The sequence below is a fragment of the Bradyrhizobium sp. Crot121 genome (genome assembly GCF_059512385.1).
Genome location: NZ_JCAMOR010000080.1, coordinates 13,982 through 32,080 on the forward strand (window position 1 = coordinate 13,982; position 18,099 = coordinate 32,080).

At 63.6% G+C, this 18,099-nt stretch carries 20 protein-coding genes; 10 read left to right on the forward strand and 10 right to left on the reverse strand.

The window, feature by feature from the left end:
• Window positions 1–5 precede the first annotated feature (5 nt).
• The 7 genes from AC5ZGW_RS38245 to AC5ZGW_RS38275 all read right to left on the reverse strand — a co-directional run bounded on the left by AC5ZGW_RS38245 (window position 6) and on the right by AC5ZGW_RS38275 (window position 6,662).
• Entirely contained in the window at window positions 6–506 is a 501-nt protein-coding gene (locus AC5ZGW_RS38245; protein ID WP_130228529.1) for a FixH family protein, read from the reverse strand.
• A 20-nt stretch (window positions 507–526) separates the two neighbouring features.
• Window positions 527–1,990: a cytochrome c oxidase accessory protein CcoG gene (gene ccoG, locus AC5ZGW_RS38250; RefSeq protein WP_130228530.1), complete on the reverse strand. Its 1,464-nt coding sequence runs from the start codon at window positions 1,988–1,990 to the stop codon at window positions 527–529.
• A gap of 93 nt (window positions 1,991–2,083) precedes the next feature.
• Window positions 2,084–2,953, reverse strand: coding sequence for a cytochrome-c oxidase, cbb3-type subunit III (gene ccoP, locus AC5ZGW_RS38255; protein ID WP_130228531.1), 870 nt, complete (start codon window positions 2,951–2,953; stop codon window positions 2,084–2,086).
• 6 nt (window positions 2,954–2,959) lie between these two features.
• On the reverse strand, window positions 2,960–3,124 hold the full coding sequence (locus tag AC5ZGW_RS38260; RefSeq protein WP_028168632.1) for a cbb3-type cytochrome oxidase subunit 3: 165 nt from the start codon (window positions 3,122–3,124) through the stop codon (window positions 2,960–2,962).
• A gap of 11 nt (window positions 3,125–3,135) precedes the next feature.
• Complete coding sequence (ccoO, locus tag AC5ZGW_RS38265) at window positions 3,136–3,870, reverse strand: cytochrome-c oxidase, cbb3-type subunit II (RefSeq protein WP_496114057.1); 735 nt, start codon at window positions 3,868–3,870, stop codon at window positions 3,136–3,138.
• A gap of 10 nt (window positions 3,871–3,880) precedes the next feature.
• Complete coding sequence (gene ccoN / locus AC5ZGW_RS38270) at window positions 3,881–5,503, reverse strand: cytochrome-c oxidase, cbb3-type subunit I (RefSeq protein ID WP_165435430.1); 1,623 nt, start codon at window positions 5,501–5,503, stop codon at window positions 3,881–3,883.
• Between the two features lie 448 nt (window positions 5,504–5,951).
• Window positions 5,952–6,662 carry a cyclic nucleotide-binding domain-containing protein gene (locus AC5ZGW_RS38275; RefSeq protein ID WP_130228533.1) on the reverse strand — a complete coding sequence of 237 codons (711 nt, stop codon included), beginning with the start codon at window positions 6,660–6,662 and terminating at the stop codon, window positions 5,952–5,954.
• Window positions 6,663–6,835: 173 nt separating this feature from the next.
• Between AC5ZGW_RS38275 and AC5ZGW_RS38280 the strand changes: the two genes are divergently transcribed.
• The 4 genes from AC5ZGW_RS38280 (at window position 6,836) to AC5ZGW_RS38295 (ending at window position 8,440) form a co-directional block, all read left to right on the forward strand.
• Window positions 6,836–7,153 carry a c-type cytochrome gene (locus tag AC5ZGW_RS38280; protein WP_130228540.1) on the forward strand — a complete coding sequence of 106 codons (318 nt, stop codon included), beginning with the start codon at window positions 6,836–6,838 and terminating at the stop codon, window positions 7,151–7,153.
• An 86-nt stretch (window positions 7,154–7,239) separates the two neighbouring features.
• Entirely contained in the window at window positions 7,240–7,521 is a 282-nt protein-coding gene (locus AC5ZGW_RS38285; protein ID WP_496114058.1) for a hypothetical protein, read from the forward strand.
• 4 nt (window positions 7,522–7,525) lie between these two features.
• Complete coding sequence (locus tag AC5ZGW_RS38290; RefSeq protein ID WP_130228534.1) at window positions 7,526–8,002, forward strand: phage holin family protein; 477 nt, start codon at window positions 7,526–7,528, stop codon at window positions 8,000–8,002.
• Window positions 8,003–8,038: 36 nt separating this feature from the next.
• Window positions 8,039–8,440, forward strand: coding sequence for a hypothetical protein (locus AC5ZGW_RS38295; RefSeq protein WP_130228535.1), 402 nt, complete (start codon window positions 8,039–8,041; stop codon window positions 8,438–8,440).
• A gap of 269 nt (window positions 8,441–8,709) precedes the next feature.
• Here AC5ZGW_RS38295 and AC5ZGW_RS38300 read toward each other — a convergent pair whose 3' ends face one another.
• Window positions 8,710–9,282: a TetR/AcrR family transcriptional regulator gene (locus AC5ZGW_RS38300; protein WP_207231096.1), complete on the reverse strand. Its 573-nt coding sequence runs from the start codon at window positions 9,280–9,282 to the stop codon at window positions 8,710–8,712.
• Between the two features lie 210 nt (window positions 9,283–9,492).
• Between AC5ZGW_RS38300 and AC5ZGW_RS38305 the strand changes: the two genes are divergently transcribed.
• Complete coding sequence (locus tag AC5ZGW_RS38305) at window positions 9,493–9,891, forward strand: RidA family protein (RefSeq protein WP_130228537.1); 399 nt, start codon at window positions 9,493–9,495, stop codon at window positions 9,889–9,891.
• Window positions 9,892–10,058: 167 nt separating this feature from the next.
• Here the strand turns inward: AC5ZGW_RS38305 and AC5ZGW_RS38310 are convergent, their stop codons facing one another.
• On the reverse strand, window positions 10,059–12,767 hold the full coding sequence (locus tag AC5ZGW_RS38310) for a bifunctional acetate--CoA ligase family protein/GNAT family N-acetyltransferase (protein WP_496114059.1): 2,709 nt from the start codon (window positions 12,765–12,767) through the stop codon (window positions 10,059–10,061).
• A gap of 236 nt (window positions 12,768–13,003) precedes the next feature.
• Here AC5ZGW_RS38310 and AC5ZGW_RS38315 point away from each other — a divergent pair, with 236 nt between their 5' ends.
• A complete protein-coding gene (locus tag AC5ZGW_RS38315; protein ID WP_130231445.1) occupies window positions 13,004–13,729 on the forward strand; it encodes a CBS domain-containing protein in 726 nt (241 codons plus the stop codon).
• 76 nt (window positions 13,730–13,805) lie between these two features.
• Here the strand turns inward: AC5ZGW_RS38315 and AC5ZGW_RS38320 are convergent, their stop codons facing one another.
• Window positions 13,806–14,225 carry a CBS domain-containing protein gene (locus AC5ZGW_RS38320; RefSeq protein ID WP_130231443.1) on the reverse strand — a complete coding sequence of 140 codons (420 nt, stop codon included), beginning with the start codon at window positions 14,223–14,225 and terminating at the stop codon, window positions 13,806–13,808.
• Window positions 14,226–14,427: 202 nt separating this feature from the next.
• On the opposite strand from AC5ZGW_RS38320, the gene fixL reads away from it, so the two are divergent.
• From fixL to AC5ZGW_RS38340, 4 genes are all read left to right on the forward strand, one after another.
• On the forward strand, window positions 14,428–15,957 hold the full coding sequence (gene fixL, locus AC5ZGW_RS38325) for a sensor protein FixL (protein WP_130231441.1): 1,530 nt from the start codon (window positions 14,428–14,430) through the stop codon (window positions 15,955–15,957).
• Window positions 15,947–16,564 carry a response regulator FixJ gene (fixJ, locus tag AC5ZGW_RS38330; protein WP_130231439.1) on the forward strand — a complete coding sequence of 206 codons (618 nt, stop codon included), beginning with the start codon at window positions 15,947–15,949 and terminating at the stop codon, window positions 16,562–16,564. The genes fixL and fixJ overlap by 11 nt, the downstream gene beginning before the upstream one ends.
• 87 nt (window positions 16,565–16,651) lie before the next feature.
• Entirely contained in the window at window positions 16,652–17,053 is a 402-nt protein-coding gene (locus AC5ZGW_RS38335; RefSeq protein ID WP_130231437.1) for a response regulator, read from the forward strand.
• Between the two features lie 210 nt (window positions 17,054–17,263).
• The gene (locus tag AC5ZGW_RS38340; RefSeq protein ID WP_130231435.1) at window positions 17,264–17,962 is read left to right on the forward strand and encodes a helix-turn-helix domain-containing protein; all 699 of its coding nucleotides are present in this window, start codon (window positions 17,264–17,266) and stop codon (window positions 17,960–17,962) included.
• Window positions 17,963–18,099: the final 137 nt, after the last annotated feature.

Genomic DNA, 18,099 nt, shown 5'->3' on the forward strand with positions numbered 1-18,099 from the left:
CCCTCTTAGTTCAGCACCACGCGGTTCCTCGAGAGGAACACGCGCCGGCCATCGGCTTCGCTTTCGAGCACCAGCTCCCATTGTCCGGGGCCGATCGCGCTGCCCTTGCCGAGGTAGCGACCGCCGCCGGCTTCCGACAGCTCGATCGCCTGGTCGGCGCGCCGGTCGGTCGGGCGCTCCAGGCGGGAGGTGAACTGCAATCCGATGAGCGGCCTGCCATTGCCATCACGCGCTTCGACTTCGAGCGCTGTGCCGCCACCGGCATCGCGCGCCAGATGCGCGTCGACCTTCCAGTTGCGGGCGTCCTGCTCGCGCGCGGCGACGATCTCTTTCTCATAGGCGAGGCTCGCCGCGTAGGCGCTGTCGACGTCGGTGCCGGGCAGCGTCAAGGTCGCCAGCTTGATCATGGTGACGTTGACGCCGATCACAACGCCGAAGAATGCGACCAGCATGACGAGCGCCTTGCGGCCGGTCAGCGGTTTCTCCGATCCATATTCCCTATTCATGGCGGCACTGCTTCTTCCCGTTATGGCGCGACGAAATTGTCGGTGGCGGACGCGACTTCGCCGAGACCGATGTCGGTGACGCGGAATTTCACCGGGATCGACTTCTCGGGATTCCGGTCGGACGGCGCGGTGACGAGCACGCGCAGCTCGGTTGTGCCGTCGCGCCCAAGCACAATCATGGGACGATCGGGCGTGATCGAATCGCCGCCGACGACATGGAGCTTGGCATCCTGCGGGCCGTCGATGTCGATCGCCACCACACGGTCGAAACCACGCTTGTTGAGGAAGCGGACCGTATAGGCGTTGCGGATCGAGCCGTCGCTGAGCTTCACCGCGACCGGATTGCGGTCGTGCAGCACGTTGATGTCGAGTAGCGAACGCGTCGCGAGCGTATAGAGCATGATGCCGCCGACGAGTGCGATCAGCGCGGCGTAGATGATGGTGCGCGGCCGCACGATGCGATAGATCGGCGCTTTGCCCTCGATCCGGCGCTGGATGTTGATGTCGTTGTCGTAGCCGATCAGCCGCGTCGGCCGGTTGATCTTCTTCATCACATTGTCGCAGGCGTCGATGCACAACCCGCACTGGATGCAGTCGAGCTGCGGCCCGTTGCGGATATCGATGCCGACCGGACAGACGGCGACGCACTGATAGCAGTCGACGCAGTCGCCGGCGTGCTGGCCGAGCGCGCGCAGGTCGTTCGCCTTCTTCACCGACATGCGCTTTTCGCCGCGGTCGTAGCGATAGGTGACGTTGAGCGCCCATTCGTCCGTCAGCGCCGCCTGGATGCGCGGCCACGGGCACATATAGACGCAGACCTGCTCCCGCATGAAGCCGGCGAGCAGATAGGTCGTCGCGGTCAGGATCGCGATCCAGATATAGGCGATCGCCGGCGCCTGGAAGGTGACGAGCTCTTTGACGAGCGTCGGCGCGTCGGTGAAATAGAGCACCCAGGCGCCGCCGGTCCACCAGGCGATCATCAGCCAGATCGAATGCTTGAGCACGAACTCGGAGATGCGTTCCAGCGTCCAGCGATGCGCGGATGCATCCTTCTTCATCCGCTCGCGCCGGTCACCCTCGACCAGGCGCTCGACCGCGTAGAACAGGTCGGTCCAGACCGTCTGCGGGCAGAGATAGCCGCACCAGATGCGGCCGCCGACCGAGTTCATCAGGAACAGCGTGATCGCGGCGAGAATCAAGAGGCCGGTGAAGTAATAGACTTCTTGCGGCCACAGCTCGATGAAAAAGAAATAGAAGCGGCTGTTCGGCAGGTCGATCAGCACCGCCTGATCGGGCGCGGCGAGGCCGCGATTCCAGCGCACAAACGGCAGGAAATAATAGATGCCGAGGCAGAACGCCATCAGGCCCCATTTGATCCGACGGAAGGTGCCAGAGACCTTCTGCGGGTAGACCTTCTTGCGCGCCGCATAAAGCGGCCCGACGTCTTCGACTTGGTCAGGGTCTATCTGGACGATCTTGTTCATGGGCCGGGATTCTTCTGGCATCGTGGGAGGAGAGGCTAACCCCTCCTCCCGTGCCTTAGTTGATCCAGCGCAAACAGGCGGTCTATTCGCCGCTTATTTACCGCCGCCCAGCGTATGCACGTAGACCGCAAGCGCCTTGATGGTGGACGGATCGAGCCGGCCGACCCAGGCCGGCATCACGCCGGAACGCCCGTTGGTGATGGTCTCGATCACGGTGGCCTCGTCCGAGCCGTAGAGCCAGATCTTGTCGGTGAGATCGGGCGCACCGAGCTCCTGGTTGCCTTTGCCGTTCTCGCCGTGACAGGTCGAGCAATTGTCGGCAAACAGCTTGGCGCCGGCGGCGGCATTGTAGCCCGGGCTCGTCGGCAGGCCCGAGAGCGAACGGACATAATTGGCGACCGTGACGATCTCGTCCTTCTTCAGGATGCCATCCTTGCCGAAGGCGAGCATCGCGCCCTCATGCGCCTTGGCGTGGCCGGAGCGCGCGCCAAACTGGATGGTCTGCTGGATCTGCTCGAGCGAGCCGCCCCACAGCCAGTCGTCGTCGTTCAGGTTCGGAAAACCCTTGGCGCCGGCGCCGCCCGAGCCGTGGCACGGCGCGCAATTGTCACCGAAGGCCGCCTTGCCGCGGGCGCGTGCGAGCGCCAGCAGTGCCGGATCCTTCTCGATGTCCTCCAGCGACGCCGCGCCGAGCGCGACCATCTTGTCGCCCCGGATCTTCTCGAGATTGGCCAGTTCGACGCCGACATCGGCGCGCGACGAATAGTTGATCAGCCCGTTGGTGTGGCTCCACAACAGCGGCCAGGCTGGGTACACCACCCAGTAGCCGATCGCCCAGATGATGGTGGCGTAGAAGGTCAACACCCACCAGCGCGGCAACGGCGTGTTGAGTTCCTTGATGCCGTCCCACTGGTGACCGGTCGTGGTCTTGCCGGAGACTTGATCGAGTTCGGTTTCAGCCATGGTCTCTCACTCCTCCCGCAACGGTATCCGCGATGCCTCATCGAAGGCGGCCTGGTTGCGGGGCCAGAGCGCGTAGATCACGATCGCGACGAACAGGCCGACGAAGATCGGCGTCCACACGCTCGTCACGAGATTCGACGCCAGATTGTGAACTGTCAGAATTGCTTTCATCGTCCGGCCTCTCAGCGAAGATTGGCTTTTTCGTTGTAGAGCTTGAAGTCGACCAGCGTGCCGAGCATCTGCAAGTACGCGACCAGCGCATCCATCTCGGTCGGTGCTCCGCCCTTGCCGTCGAAATTGCGGATCACAGCCTTCGGATAGCGTTTGGTGAAAGCATCGGTGCCGGTATTGTCAGGATCAGCCTGCGCCTTCAGGTCGGCGACTGCGTTGGCGATCTGCTCGTCGGTGTAGGGCACGCCGACCGCGCGGTTGGTCCTGAGGTGATCGGCAATCGCCTCGGAATCGAGCTCGGTCTTTGCAAGGAAGGGATAGCCCGGCATCACCGACTGCGGCACGATCGCGCGCGGATTGGTCAGGTGGGTGACGTGCCACTCGTTCGAATACTTGGCGCCGACCCGCGCCAAGTCAGGCCCGGTACGCTTCGAGCCCCACTGGAACGGATGGTCGTACATGCTCTCGGCGGCGAGCGAGAAGTGGCCATAGCGCTCGACCTCGTCGCGGAGCGGCCGGATCATCTGCGAGTGGCAGAGATAGCAGCCTTCGCGCACATAGATGTTGCGGCCGGCGAGCTCGAGCGGCGTGTACGGCCTGACGCCGTCGACCACCTCGATCGTGCTCTTGAGGTAGAACAGCGGCGTGATCTCGACCAGGCCGCCGATCGCGATCACGACCAGAATGCCCGCGATCAGGATGATCGAGTTCTTTTCGAAGATTTGGTGGCGGGTCCAGAAGGACATCTTGAGCTCCTTATTCCGCCGGCTGCAGCGCGAGTGGCGTGGTGACTTCCACCTCGCCTACCCGCACCGTCATCCAGAGGTTATAGGCCATGATCAGCGAGCCGATCAGGAACAGCGCGCCGCCTGCGGCGCGGATGATGTAGAAGGGATGCATCGCTTCCACGGTCTCGATGAAGGAATATTCGAGGAAGCCGAGCGAGGTGTAGGCGCGCCACATCAGGCCCTGCAGGATTCCCGAGACCCACATCGCGGAGATGTAGAGCACGATGCCGATGGTCGAGATCCAGAAGTGCCAGTTGACGAGCTTCAGGCTGTACAGTTGCTTGCGGCCCCACAGCCACGGCACCAGGCAATACAGCGCGCCGAAGGAGACGAAGCCGACCCAGCCCAGCGCACCGGAGTGAACGTGGCCGATGGTCCAGTCGGTGTAGTGGCTCAGCGAGTTCACCACCTTGATCGACATCATCGGGCCTTCGAAGGTCGACATGCCGTAGAACGCGACCGAGACCACCAGCATGCGCAGCACCGGATCGGTGCGTAGCTTGTCCCACGCGCCCGACAGCGTCATCAGGCCGTTGATCATGCCGCCCCAGGACGGCATCCAGAGCATGATCGAGAACGTCATGCCGAGCGTCTGCGCCCAGTCCGGCAGCGCTGTGTAGTGCAGATGGTGCGGGCCGGCCCAGATATAGAGGAAGATCAGCGCCCAGAAGTGGATGATCGACAACCGGTAGGAATAGATCGGCCGCTCCGCCCGCTTCGGGATGAAGTAGTACATGATGGCGAGGAAGCCCGCGGTCAGGAAGAAGCCGACCGCGTTATGGCCGTACCACCATTGGAACATCGCATCCTGCACGCCGCCCCAGGCAATGTAGGACTTCGAGCCGAACACCGACACCGGAAGCGCCGGGTTGTTGCCGAGGTGGAGGACGGCGATGGTGACGATGAAGGCGAGATAGAACCAGTTGGCGACGAAGATATGCGGCTCCTTGCGCTTGATCACCGTCGCCAGAAACACGAGGAGATAAACGACCCAGACGATCGTCAGCCACAGGTCGGAGTACCATTCCGGCTCGGCATATTCCTTCGACTGCGTCACGCCCAGGAGATAGCCGGTGCCCGCGACCAAGATGAAGAAGTTGTAGCCGAGCACCACGAACCACGGCGCCAGATCGCCGGCGAGCCGCGCCCGGCAAGTCCGCTGCACCACATAGAAGGAAGTCGCAATCAGAACATTGCCGCCAAAGGCGAAGATCACCGCCGAGGTGTGCAATGGACGAAGCCGGCCAAAGCTGGTCCAGGGCAGATCGAAATTGAGCCAGGGCCAGGCGAGCTGGCAGGCGATCAGGAGTCCGACGGTAAATCCGGCAATGCCCCAGAACATCGCCATGAACGAGGCGAACTTGATCGGGCCGAGATTGTAGTTCGGCTTGCCGTTGATCTCCTGCGGCGGCAGCTCCGCCGGGCGATCGAAATAGCGGTTAAGGATTGCGAAGGCGGCAGCGCCGCTGGCCACCGCGGCGAGCGAAGCATGGAAGGCAAACGGCGCATCCAGCGCCTTGGCCGCGGCGAAGGCGCAGAGGAAGGCCGCCACCGTGAAGAATAGCGTCAACCCGGCTTCGCCGTGGGTCATCCATTTCGTGGATTGAACTTGCTGCATGTTTGATTCTCTTTGCAGGGGCCTTGCCCCATCAGCCCAGCTTTGGCCGCCGCGTCCTTGATCGAGATCAACCGACGGCTACCGATCAGAAAGGACGATGCTTGCGCACTTCTGGCGCCGGCTGCCGCGCCCCCGGTGCGTGAACACTCGCCCAAGCGAGCACTCCGGCGAAAACCACGAAAACTGAAACGACGGCTGCGGAAACCAAAATCGAGTCGACGGACATAGCGACCTCCATTGAAGCTCGCTCGAATATCGTCGCTCGCGGGGAACAGTCTTTGACTTCGATCAAAAATGAGAGAGGACGCGTGTCGCATCTACGCTCGTCATGCCCGGGCTCGACCCGGGCATCCACGGTCTTCGCTCCGCTCTGAGAAAAAAGCGTGGATGGCCGGGACAAGCCCGGCCATGACGCAGCACGCTAGGCCGCTGACAGCGCCTCGGCGCGCGCCGCATCGAGCAGGCTGATGCCGCCCGTAAGAATACGGATGATGCCGTCGCGCTCGAGCTTGGTGAAGGTGCGGCTCACTGTTTCGATGGTGAGTCCCAGGTAATCGGCGATATCGAGCCGGCCCATAGGCAACGGCAGCACTTCCCCGACATGCCCTATTTCGGCGAGCCGATCGCGCCAGCCGATCAGGAAGCTCGCAACCTTCTCTTCGGCGGAACGGCGTCCGAGCAGAACCATATGCTCCTGCGCCCGGATCAATTCGCGGCCCGCCAGTTCGTTGATACGGCGCAGGAAGCGAGGCCGGTTCTCGGCGAATCGCGAGAAGCTGGCTCTGGAGAACTGGCAAAGCGATACCGCGCCTACCGCATCGGCGGAGAACTCATACTGCGGCGAGCCGGCAAGTCCGAGGAAATCGCCGGGCAAGACAAAGCCGATGATCTGCCGGCGGCCATCCGGCAACAGCTTATAGAGACGCAGGACGCCTTCAAGCACGCTGAAGAACGACGTCGCCATGGTCGCCTGCGCAAACACCGTCGTCCCGGGTTCGTACTGGACATGGCGCGACAGGTTCGCCAGCTCCCATACCTCGGTCTTGTCGAGCGCGGCGCAGATCGCAAAGCCCCGCACCGCGCAATCGGTACAGGTTTGCCGATGAGAACCTTCCAAGAGAGAAACCTTCACGCGTCGCTCCGAATGACCGCCGGCAGGCGTCCTTATGCCGCCCGGCGGAGTCAGCGCAGTGTACCGTCCACACCGCCGGGGTGTTGATGCAGATCAATCGCCCCCACCATCGCAAAGCTAATTTCAAAACCGTCGCTCCGCCCAACGCGGAGCTTTTGATAAATGGGGCCGTAATGCTGCAGTCCGCCGCACGCCAGGTTTTCATTGCGATCGTGCTGACGACATCGGCGCTTGCCGCTTCGCCGTCCGAGCAGCGCGGTCGGACGTTCGCGCTCAACAATTGTGCCCGCTGCCACTCCATCGACAAGGTCACCAAAAGCCCGCTCAAGATCGCGCCGCCCTTCCGCACCCTGCACAAGCGTTATCCCGTCGAGAGTCTCGCGGAGGCGTTCGCGGAAGGCATCCAGACCGGACATCCGACGATGCCGGAGTTTCGGCTTGACCCGGACCAGATCCACGACCTGCTGGCCTACCTGAAGACGCTGGAATAGCGCGACGGCGCCTCGCCCGCGAGAGTTGACGCAAATCAACCACGGCATGGCGAGCGCCGATAACAGTTCTTCATGATGCAACAGGGATGAACGAGATGTTCAACACGACCCATCTGAACGACGAATTGCAAGCCCTGAAGATCGATGTGTCGCGCCTCTTCAACACGACAGGTGAAGGCATACGCGACACCGCAAGCGCGAGCGCCGACGCCTTCACCACGCGCATCAAGGAAGCGCTGGAGGAACTGAGCGAGGTCCTGAGCGGTGAAGACACTCAGGTCCGTCAGTTGATTTCGGAACGGCCGATCACCTCGCTTGCCTCCGCCTTTGCGCTGGGCGTGGTCGTCGGCTTCGCAATGCGGAGGTAGCAAAGTGAACACCGAAAATATCGTCAGACAGCTACGCGTACTCTGGCGCACCGACAGGATCATCGCCGATATCCGCCTGCGCCACCTCCTGATCGGCGTTGGCCTGCGGGCCTTCGCGGGCCTGATTGCGGCATTCGGTCTTCTGATGTTCGAACTGTCCGCGTATTTCGCACTGGTCCAGGTCTGGAGCGCGGTCTCGGCCGCGGCGATCCTAGGCGCCGCCAACTTCGCCATCGCGGCGATCCTGTTTGCCCTCGCGCTCCGGCCGCCGTCAGGCCGCGAGCTCGACCTCGCCAGCGAGATCCACGGCGCTTCCGTCGAGGCGCTTCAGGTCGAGGCACGCGCGATGCAGTCGCAAGTCTCCGGACTAGTGCGCAATCCCCTGAACGGAATCCTACCGGTGCTGGTGCCGCTGATCGGCATCATCATCAACAGCCTGAAGAAACCCGCGGCCGGGCACGCCGCGAAGGACCACGCCTGACGCCGCACACCGCGCGATCGAACCGAGTAGAGCAAGATGACAACCGCACCCCAAAAGCCGATCCTCAACACCTCCCTGCCGCCGCAGTTTCGCAAGATCCGCCTCGAGCTCGCGCGCGAGCCTGATCATCCCGAAGGCGATGCCGGCGCCGGCTATGTGATGGTCGCGCCGCTCGACGACGACTACAGGATCGACCAAAAGCTGTGGCGGGCCAACCGCGAGGCGTGCCGGGTGGTCCGGCTCCGGCCCGACGAGGAATACATCCTCGGCCACCTCCAGGGCGGCGGCTGGGTCCTGCATTATGACGGCGCACCCGGCACACCTGATGAGATCGGCTTCCACTTCAAGGACGAGCACTTCGTCGCGGGCGAATACGTCTCGATCGGCGAAGGCGACAAGATGCACACCTATCGCGTCACGATGGTGTCGCGGCTCTGATCCCACCTCGCCCCGCTTGCGGGAAGAGGTCGAAGTTCAAGCTACGCTTGAATTTCGGGTGAGGGGGAGCCCTCCACCACCTCATCTCCCTCCGTATACGCGGATACAGCCCCTCACCCCGACCGTCTCCCCGTAAGAACGGAGAGAGGGAGAGGTGGCAGCTTCGATCCCCTCACCGCCTCTTTCACCTCACAGCGCCCGCTGTGAAGCGACCGTTCACGCGCCTGCCGACATGCCCGAGCTTCGGATGGACTGCAACATCGTGACGGTCATCCCTTGCTCTGCAGCAAACCGCCCGCGAGATGTCGGAATGCTTCGACAGCCTTTGCAAAGACCGCGCGAGGATCGTCGGCTGCGGCAATCCAGAGCGAGGCGTTGAGCGCCGCTCCGTTGAGCAGCCGGGCGGCAGCTTCCGCATCCATCGACCTGACCGTTCCGTCATCGATGAACGCCTGGATCGTTTGCGTCGTCGTCCGAAGGCATGCAGTCTGGTTAGGCCATTGCGATGGATCGCCAAGCACGGCTGGCCCGTCCAGCAGCATGATGCGCTGAATCTCCGGCTCCAGAGCCATCTCGATATAGGCGATATTCGCCGCTAGAAATCCAAGCCATGGGGTGGTCGCCTGTTCTTGTACGGCGCGCAGCCGTGCCACCATTTCTGCATCGATCTGGTCGATCACGGCCTGCAGCAAACCCTTCTTGTCGCCGAAGTTGTGGTAGAGCGCGCCTCGCGTCAGGCCGGCTTCGGCAGTCAAATCGTCCATCGACGCCGCCGCATAGCCTTTGGCCGCGAAAGCCTTCCGTGCCGCTCGAACAAGCTTGGCCCGAGTTTTCTCCACCATCTGCGCACGTCGTCTCGCGACCACCGCCAGCTCCTAAAAAGACATACGTCACGTATGTGTATTGACATACGGCGCGTATGTTCGGATATAGCGACATACGGGGCGTATATCAACGAGTTCCCGACGGCGCAGAGACGACCTGAAACACCCCAGGCGAAACAACGTCGCGTGGGAGGACTGGCCATGCCTCGTTTGAACAGGAGCAAAGCAATGACCAAACGCGATGCAATCTTTCCTGCCAGTCGGCAGGCGCTCTACGAAATCAACCGCTATTCGGCGGCGATCCGCTCCGGCGGATTTCTGTTCGTCTCGGGCCAGGTTGGCAGCCGCGACGACGGCTCGCCCGAGCCGGACTTCGAAAAGCAGGTGCAGCTTGCCTTCGACAATCTCACGCAAGTGTTGAAGGCCGCCGGTTGCACGTTCGACGACGTCGTTGACGTGACCACCTTCCACACTGACCCGGCCACGCAATGGGAGAAAGTCACGGCCGTTCGACTGAAAGCAATCGGCGAACAGCCCTACCCGAACTGGACCGCGGTAGGCGTGAACTGGCTGGCGGGCTTCGATTTTGAGATCAAGGTCATCGCGCGCCTTCCTCAGGCCGCCTGATCGATTGGCAGCGATCGGCGACAAGATGCACACCTATCGCGTCACGATGGTGTCGCGGCTTTGATAACTCCGTAGCCCGAGTGAAGCGCCAGCTAACCCGGGCCCGCTCGCAACACTGCCACGGCGGCCCCGGGTTACGCGTTCCGCTCCACCGGGCTACGAAGCTGTCACAGCGCCAGCTTGACGTCACAGAGACCGTGCTCGAGAGGATCGGCCTTCACCTCGAAGCCGAATTTCCGGCACATATCGAGCATCACGATGTTCTCGGTCAGCACCTGGCCCGAAATCGCCTTCAGCCCTTCCGATCTCGCGTATTCGATCAGGAGCTGCATCAGCGCCCAGCCGAGCCCCTTTCCCTTCAGATCCGTGCGCAGCAGGATCGCATATTCGCCGCTTTCATAAATCGAGTCGGAATGAATCCGCACCACGCCCAGGATTTCCTGGGTGCTTTCGTCGACCGCCACAAAGGCCATCGCGCGTGCGTAGTCGAGCTGGGTGAGCCGGGCGATGAACTCATGGGAGAATTCCTTGATCGGCGCGAAGAAGCGCAGCCGCAGGTCCTCAGCCGTGACGTGCCGCAGCAAGTCGTGGATCTGCGGCTCGTCTTCGGGCCGGATCGGCCGCGCGAAGATACGTCGCCCGTCGATCAAGTGTCCGTCACGGTCCGCAAGCTGCCGCTGCCATCGTGACGGATAGGGCCTGACCGCAAAGTTGCTGAGCCCGGGCCCCGCAAATTTGCGCGGCACGATGCCGACCGCAACGCGCGCATCGACCACGAGCACGCCGGCCTCGTCCGCCAGCAGCGGATTGATGTCGAGCTCCCTGATCTCGGGGAGATCCGCCGCCATCTGCGCGAGCTTGACCAGCACGGTCGCCACCGCATCCGGCTTCACCGCCGGCACGTCGCGATAGGCGCGCAGCAGCCGCGACACCCGCGTGCGCTCGATCAATTCGCGCGCCAGCCGCATGTCGAGGGGCGGCAGCGCCAATGCCTTGTCGTTGATGATCTCGACCGCGACGCCGCCGCGGCCGAACACAACCACGGTGCCGAAGGTCGGATCGTCGGCGAGGCCGAGAATGAGCTCGCGCACCTTCGGCCGCACGATCATCGCCTGCACGATGACGCCGGAAACCCGCGCGTCCGGCCGCAGCGCCGTGGCGCGGCCCAGGATCTCGGCGGTGGCCACGCGCACGGCATCAGGCGTGGTCAGATTGAGGATGACGCCGCCGATATCAGACTTGTGCACGATGTCGCGCGACATGATCTTCAGCGCGACCGTCATGCCTTGCGCGAACAGGGTGTTGGCATACTTGACCGCCTCCTCCGCATCGGCCGCGAGATAGGTCTCGACCATCGGGATGTCATAGGCTTCGAACAGCCCTTTTATCTCGATCGGGTTGAGCCACTGGCGTCCGTCCGAGATCGCGGCGGTGACGATCTTGCGCGCCGCCGGAGCGTCAGGCGTAAAGCTCTCCGGCATCGCCGGCGGCACCTGCGTCAGTTCCTCCACGACCTCGCGATGCCGCACCAGGTGCATGAAGCCGCGCACCGCGTCGTCCTCGGTGATGTAGTTCGGAATCCTGTTGCCGCTGAAGAGGTCGCTGATCGCGCCGTTGGCGCCGACCCACACCGCAAGCACCGGCTTGGCCGCCCTGCCCCGCTTCTTGCGGTGCTCGGTCACGATCTTGGTCACGGTCGAAGCAATCTCGTCCGGCGCGGCAATCGCGGTCTGCACATTCATGACCAGGACCGCGTCATTGCCGGGATCGGCGAGCAGCGCCTCGAGCGCCACGGCGTAACGTGAAGCCCCGGCATCGCCGACGATGTCGACAGGGTTCGAGCCGGACCAGGTCGGCGGCAGGGCCGCATCGAGCTGCGCGTGAGTGTTTGGCGTGATCGTCGCCGGAATTCCGCCGAGCTCGACCAATCGGTCGATCGCGAGCACGCCGAGGCCGCCGCCATTGGTGAGCAGCGCCAGCCGCTTGCCCGGCGGCGAGGCCACGCGCGCCAGCGTCTCGGCGCAGTCGAACAATTCGCGCAGATCGGAGACCCTGAGCATGCCGGCGCGGCGAAACGCGGCATCATAGACTGCGTCCGAACCGGCAAGCGCGCCGGTATGCGTCGCGGCCGCTTTCGCGCCCTGCGCCATGCGGCCGGACTTGACCACGACCACCGGCTTGATCCTCGCCGCGGCGCGCGCCGCCGACATGAATTTGCGCGCGTCCTTGATCGACTCGACATAGAGCAGGATCGCGTGCGTTGCGCCGTCGAGCGCGAAATAATCCAGGAGATCGGCGATATCGACGTCGAGTTGATCGCCGATCGATACGATGCCGGAAAATCCGACCACGCGCTGCGCGGCCCAGTCCACCATGCCGGCCGCGATCGCGCCCGATTGCGAGATCAGCGCGAGGTTGCCCGCCGCTGGCAGATGCGTCGAGAAGCTGGCATTGAGACCGACGCTGGGCGCCATGATGCCGATGCAGTTGGGGCCGATCAGCCGCATGCGATGCTTGCGCGCCGCCTGTTCGGTGGCCTCCGCGAGCGACCCCGGGCCGTGGCCCAGTCCGGCGGTGATGATGACGGCGCCGATCGCGCCGCGCTGGCCGGCATCGTCGACGATCCCGGGCACGGCGGCAGCCGGCGCCGTGATCACGACGAGCTCGGGCACGAATGGCAATTCGGCGATGCTGCCGACCGTCGCAACGCCGGCAATCTCGGCATGGCGCGAATTGACCACACCGAACTGGCCCTTGAACTTGCCGCCGGAAATATTCTGCACGATGGCGCGGCCGACCGAGCCCTCGCGCGGGCTGGCTCCGACGAGCGCGACCGAGCGCGGCGACAGCAGGTGATTCAATCTGTAAGTGGACATGCTCTGCTTCCGGACCTTCGGCCGGCACTGGCCGTATCGAGGTTACGAGGCGATGGCGCTGCGATGCGACACCGTAACCAGCCATGGTGGCCGGCCCATGACGAATAGTTCCTGTTCCGGAGTCGGCCTTGCGTTTGCTCAATTCCGACGGGCCCGAACGCGTTGACCTGCCTCAAACGCCGGGCCTACGGTACGGCTAGGCTGCGACTATCAACCGCATCAAATGGAACAAACCCATGCGCGCCCATCAGATCATGACCCGCCCGGTCATCTCAGTCACGCCTGAAACAACCATCGTCGATGCAGCCAACCTGATGCTGCAGCGGCATATCAGTGGACTACCAGTCGTCGCCGCCGGCAAGCTGGTCGGCGTCATCTCCGAGGGCGACTTCCTGCGCCGCGGCGAGATCGGAACCCAGCGCAAATACGGTCGGTTCCTGAAATTCCTGCTCGGCCCCGGCCCGGCCGCGACCGAGTTCGTTCGCGAGCAGGGCCGCAGGGTCGCCGAGATCATGACCTCGGATCCGATCACGGTCACCGAGGAGACATCGGTCGAGACGATCGTCGCGCTGATGGAGAAGCATCACATCAAGCGCCTGCCGGTCGTTCGCGGTGACGAGATCGTCGGCATCGTGTCGCGGTCCAACCTGCTGCAGGCGGTGGCAAGCCTTGCCCGCGATATCCCCGATCCGACCGCCGACGACGACCACATCCGCGACCGCATCATCGCTGCGCTGGAGAAAGCGGATTGGTGCCCGTTCGGCCTCAGCGTCGTCGTCCGCGACGGCATCGTGCACTTGAGCGGCGTCATCACCGACGAGCGCAGCCGCCAAGCCGTGGTGGTCGCCACCGAAAACGTCGCCGGGGTGAAGAAGGTCCACGACCATCTCTGCTGGGTCGAGCCGATGTCCGGCTTCTATCTGCAGTCACCTGACGACAGGGAATGGGCGAAGACGGGCTAAAAAGCGCCGGCCCTTCGCAGCGTGACGACGGGCGGTCGTCACGCTGCAATTCCTTCATGAAAATTGAAATCGGGAATCAGCCGGCGCAGTCGCGCAGGGCGCGCATCACGTCTTCGCGAGAAATAATGCCGGCGAGCCGTTCGCCCTCGAGCACCGGTATGCTCCGCAGCCGGTGATTGACCATCAGTTCGAGCACCCGCGTCAACCGCGTCTCCGGCACCACATAGATGAATTCCGACGTCATCACGTCCGCGGTCGTTTTCTGCATCAGATCCTCATAGCGCGGCAGGATGCGCGCCGGCGTGAAGACGAAGCAGGACAAGAGGTCGAATTTGGAGACCATCCCCACCACCTGCGTCCCGTCGACGACGGGATAGGTGTTGAAGTCCTCCTCGTCGAAACGTTCGCACAGTTTGGCCATCGTCATCTCGCGCGAGACCGTCTTCGGCTCGCGCGTCATGTAGTCGGCGGCGGTCAGCTCGAGAAATTTGTACAAGGCGAATCCTCTGTCAGCTTCTTCATTTAAGCCAGCCGCCCCGCTGGCATATTGACCGAAGTCAATCACCGAACCTGCCGCGGGTCACGGCGACTGCGGGACGAAGCCCCTCCTCCCCTTGAGCAGGACTGGCCAATCGGACCATAATCTGCCAGACCACTATACGAATCCGCCCCGCGGCGGCGAAGAACCGGAAAAGCGTTTGACTGGCCTCGACCCTCCCCCTTCCGATGACTGCGCCCCCGATCGGCGCTTTCGGCTCGGCGCCGAGGGAGCCGGGATCGGCGGCTGGGATATTGATCTGTCGACCAAGGAACTCGCCTGGTCGACCACCGCGCGCAGGCTGTTCGGCGTTCCCGATAACGCGCCGATCAGCTACGAGTTCTTCCTCTCGCTGCTCGGGCCCGATGACCGCGAACGCACCGAACAGGCGATGTCAGGCGCGGCCGAAAGCGGCGAGCCCTTCGACCTCGCCTACCGGCTGAGCCGGAATGATGACGGCGACCGCTGGGTGCGGCTCCGCGGCAGCCTGACGCGGGACAAGACGTCCGCGCACCTTTCCGGCATCGTGCTCGACATCGATGAGGAAAAGCGGCATGAGGAGGCCCTGCGCACGCGCGAAGGGCACCTGCGGTCGATCCTGGAGACGATCCCCGACGCGATGATCGTCATCGATGGCCGCGGTACCATGCAATTCTTCTCGAGCGCGGCGGAACGGCAGTTCGGATATGCCGAGCAGGAGGCGATCGGACAGAATGTCAGCATCTTGATGCCGGAGCCCGACCGCTCTCGCCATGACAGCTACATGGCACGCTACCTTACGACCGGCGAGCGCCACATCATCGGCATCGGCCGCATCGTGACCGGCCAGCGCAAGGACGGCACCACCTTCCCGATGCATCTGTCGATCGGCGAGATGCAGTCCGGCGGTGTGCCCTATTTCACCGGCTTTGTCCGCGATCTCACCGAGCACCAGCAGACCCAGGCGCGGCTGCAGGAATTGCAGTCGGAGCTCGTCCACGTCTCGCGCCTCAGCGCAATGGGCGAGATGGCGTCCGCGCTCGCCCACGAGCTCAACCAGCCGCTCGCCGCCATCAGCAACTACATGAAAGGCTCGCGCCGCCTGCTCGGCGCGAGCGATGACCCGAACCGCGCCAAGATCGAGAACGCGCTGGATCGCGCCGCCGAACAGGCGATCCGCGCCGGGCAGATCATCCGCCGGCTGCGCGACTTCGTTGCCCGCGGCGAGTCGGAAAAGCGCGTCGAACGTCTCTCGAAGATGGTCGAGGAAGCCGGCGCCTTGGGCCTTGCTGGCGCGCGCGAGCAGGACGTGCGGATCCGCTTCAACCTCGATCCGCGATATGATCTGGTGCTGGTCGACCGCGTCCAGGTCCAGCAGGTGCTGGTCAATCTGTTCCGTAATGCGCTGGAGGCGATGGCGCAGTCCGACCGGCGCGAGCTGATCGCCTCGAACCGGCCGGTCGACGAGGACATGATCGAAGTGTCGGTGTTCGACACCGGCCATGGATTTCCTGACGACGTGGAGAAAAACCTGTTCCAGACCTTCTTCACCACCAAGGAAACCGGCATGGGCGTCGGGCTGTCGATCAGCCGCTCGATCATCGAGGCGCATGGCGGGCGGATGTGGGCCGAGTCCAATGACGCGGGCGGCGCGACCTTTCGTTTCACGCTGCCGGCGGTACCGAACGAGAGTTTGACAGATGGCGCGTAGGGGAAATGTCTACGTCATTGACGATGACGACGCGATGCGGGATTCGCTGCAATTCTTGCTCGACTCGGCTGACTTCGACGTGCGCCTGTTCGAATCGGCGCAAGCCTTCCTGGACACGCTCCCCACCATCGAGTTCGGCTGCGTGGTCTCAGATATCCGCATGCCCGGCGTCGACGGCATCGAGCTCTTGAAGCGCGTCAAGGAAAGCCGCGGAGCTTTCCCGGTCATCATCATGACCGGCCATGGCGATGTCCCGCTCGCCGTCGAGGCGATGAAGCTCGGCGCGGTCGACTTCATGGAAAAGCCGTTCGAGGACGACCGGCTGATCGCGATGATTGACGTCGCGCTCCGCCAAGCCGAGGCCGGCACCCGCGACGAGGCCGCGACCCAGGACGTCGCCGCCCGCATCGCCTCGCTCAGCCCGCGCGAGCGGCAGGTCATGGACGGGCTGGTGGCCGGGCTTTCCAACAAGATGATCGCCCGCGACTACAATATCAGCCCCCGCACCATCGAGGTTTACCGGGCTAATGTGATGACCAAGATGCAGGCGAGCAGCCTTTCGGAATTGGTCCGCCTGGCCATGCGGGCCGGGGCGCTCAAGGATTGAGCTGAATCAAGCCGGCCGGCATCGAGAGGCTTATAAACGGAGGTTGATGGACCGGATGGCCGGCCCGGAAGGCGGATAAAAGCCGTGATGCCCGCACCCACCAGACCCCCTCTTGTCTACGTCGTGGACGACGATACCGACGTGCTCGGCTCGCTGCGTTTCCTCCTGGAAACCGACGGCTTCTATGTCCGCACCTTCCGCAGCGCCGAGGCATTGCTGAACGCCATGACCATGGGCGGCGCCGACTGTTTCGTCATCGACTACAAGATGCCGAACATGAGCGGCATCGACCTCGCCGGGGTTTTGCGCCAGCGCGACGTGGACACGCCGATCATTCTGATCACCGGCTATCCCGATGCGACCATTCCGGCCAAGGCCGCGGCCGCCGGCATCCGCCATGTGCTGCACAAGCCGCATGTCGAGGACAGTCTGTCCACCCGCATCTGGGACGTGATCAAGACGGACCGATCGACCGCTCACGCCCCCTAGCCTCGTAGCCCGGGTGAAGCGCAGCGCAACCCGGGACACCTCCATCCACGTCTACCAGCGGCCCCCGGGTTACGCTGGCGCTCCAGCCGGGCTACGGTCCGGCCACCTACGCAACTTTACTTAGGGGCCAGCCCTTAAGGCATGGAGCGAAATTTCCGAGTTCGCTTGTTCCGCGTACCAAAAGCCATCCGCTGCACAGGAGATGGCTCAATGCTCACCCAGTCGCCCGCCACCGCTTCCCTCAATATCAACCGGCCTGTCCCGGGCGGCCCTGCGCCTACCGAGCCATTTTGCGGCCTGGCCGGACATGCCGGCCTGATCGCGACCGAATTCACCTACCGGAAGGATGAGGAAATCTACGGCGAGGATGAGCCAGCGGAATACGTTTACCAAGTGGTCCGCGGCGCGGTCCGCACCTACAAGCTGCTCTCCGACGGACGGCGCCAGATCGGCGCGTTTCACCTGCCCGGCGACGTCTTCGGGCTCGAGTCCGGCGCCAAGCACCGGCTGGCGGCGGAAGCCATCATCGACACCACGGTGCGTCTGGTGAAGCGCCGCAGCCTGGAACAGGCCGCCGGCACCGACGTCCAGGTCGCCCACAAGCTCTGGACCATGACGGCTGGTGACCTCAAGCACGCCGAAGAGCACATGCTTCTGCTCGGGCGCAAGAGCGCCATGGAGCGGGTCGCCAATTTCCTGCTGGAAATGGATCGCCGCCTTGCTGTCGCCGGCATGGGCATGATGGCGCTGCCGATGTGTCGCCGCGACATCGGGGATTATCTCGGACTGACACTGGAGACGGTCTCCCGCGCGCTGTCGCAACTGAACGACGAAGGCGTGCTCGGCTTCTCCGGCGCGCGCCAGATCGTGCTGCGCAACCGCCAGCGCCTGCGCAACATGGATGTTTGATAGAGGACTCCGGTAGGGTCGTAGCCCGGGTGAAGCGAAGCGCAACCCGGGGCCGCTGGTAGTGAAGTGCACCCTTATCGTGAGACACGATAATCAGGGACAGGTGCCCGCCGCTTGAGGCGGCAGGGCGGGTTGAT